Here is a 1,602-nt window from a genome sequence, read left to right on the forward strand (position 1 = left end):
CCAAAATAGGAACTCAGCTATGGTTTGTTTATCAATAAAACAAATTTTAAAACGAGTTAATCTACAGGCTCGTTATGTTGCTAGGAGAGTTATGAGTACAACTGAGAAGTGGAAGCTAATATCAGAAGAGTTGTTAGCAGCGTATAAACTTTTGCCCTCAGATATTAAAGAGTCTAATTTTGGTTACACCAAAGACGATTTTTTACAGTACTTATCAGTAAATGAGCTTCGTTTGGCTATGGAAGAATTAGATGGTGTAATGGAAAACAATACCAGTCCTGGAGTTTTGTTTTGGGAGCATATGATTAATGCTGCAAACTTAATGAACCGACCTGAACATGCTATAAAATACGAGCGGATTAAAGTAGCAACATAACAAGGCAAATAAAGCGGGACTGCTAACAGTTTGCTCGGTTTCGCTCCGCTTCACATTTTAGCAAACTATTAATCAGCCCCTTATTGTGGGCGTTAAATGCCAAGGAGAGATTGTGACACCCGAATTAATTTGCGATGACGTTAAAAATCTATTGGTTTCACTAAACAGTGAAAGTGAGCCAGTGTATGTTAAATGTATACCTGAAATTGATGCTGAACTAGATGATTGTTTCCCCTTGGTAGAGAGTAAGATAAAGAGGATGGGAGGTGAGATCGTTTTTGGTTGGCAAATATGGAAAGCAAATTTTTTAATAGAAGCTGAATTTCATGCTATTTGGAAGACCAAAAGTGGTGAGTTAATAGATATATCTCGTAAAGCAATATCCCCGGATAAAATTCTATTTGTTCAAGATTCGAATAGAGTTTATGAAGGAAAACAAGTTGATAATATAAGAGTTAATATTATCGGTAATAGACTTGTTGATGATTTCATAGCAGTTTGCGAAGCATCTTTCCGTTTGCAAAATACAGGTGATAAAGCCTTTAAGCATGAGCTTACTTTAATAGGTGCAGAAGCTGAAGCCTATTCAATTTTAGAAGATAGTAAAATTATGCTTCAAGCAATGATAGAGCAGGGTTTCAACCATCAAAGTCCATGTATATGTAATAGCGGTAAAAAATATAAAGTTTGTCATGGAAAGAAAATCCATACACTTGTTGAATGCATTTAACAAGGCGTTTAAACGGAACTAAAACAGTGGGTTACGTTACGCTCCGCTACACATTATAACCCACAATTTTAGTCCGCTTAACGCGGCGTTATGTATTAGGAGCTAGTTTTGACCGAACCGGTAAAGTGGGAATTCTATTTAGACGGAGATTCTCAACATTTTAGAGGCTACTCTCAGAGACCCGAGAATTTATACTTTGATATTTCTGGAGGGATTGATCACCACAATGATTGCATGAATGATGATTTTCGTCTTTCATCTGTATATTTTGATGACGAAGACGATCCTGAAGTTGTGTGGCAAATAGGGTATGAGCTAGCAAGCTTATACAATGGAGTTTCGTCAATATTATCTGAAAATGTTCGGAAACTTGAGTTAGCCGAATTGTTGCATGATGGCGTTAGAGTTGGAAAACCCCAAAAAAGAAATATCCTAGCTTTATTAGGAAAACCAAATATTTCTGACTACCTATATAATCAGGAATTTGAAAAAGTAA

Annotated in this window: 3 protein-coding genes; all 3 read left to right on the forward strand. The window is 36.0% G+C overall.

The features are described 5' to 3' along the window. Positions 1-91 precede the first annotated feature (91 nt). Entirely contained in the window at positions 92-376 is a 285-nt protein-coding gene (locus GQR46_RS19445) for a hypothetical protein (protein WP_165742182.1), read from the forward strand. A 112-nt stretch (positions 377-488) separates the two neighbouring features. Beyond that, positions 489-1,106, forward strand: a complete 618-nt coding sequence (locus GQR46_RS20835) for an SEC-C domain-containing protein (RefSeq protein ID WP_165742184.1) — start codon at positions 489-491, stop codon at positions 1,104-1,106. 108 nt (positions 1,107-1,214) lie between these two features. Next, positions 1,215-1,602: hypothetical protein (locus GQR46_RS19455; protein WP_165742185.1), on the forward strand; the 388-nt coding region annotated here is incomplete at its 3' end.

Origin of the sequence: Pseudoalteromonas sp. Z1A6 (assembly GCF_011378745.1) — a bacterium.
Taxonomy (GTDB): Bacteria; Pseudomonadota; Gammaproteobacteria; order Enterobacterales; family Alteromonadaceae; genus Pseudoalteromonas; species Pseudoalteromonas arctica.

Bases quoted from the DNA above. Each gene is read 5' to 3' on its own strand.
- GQR46_RS19445 (WP_165742182.1), top strand. From the start codon at position 92: ATGAGTACAACTGAGAAGTGGAAGCTAATATCAGAAGAGTTGTTAGCA.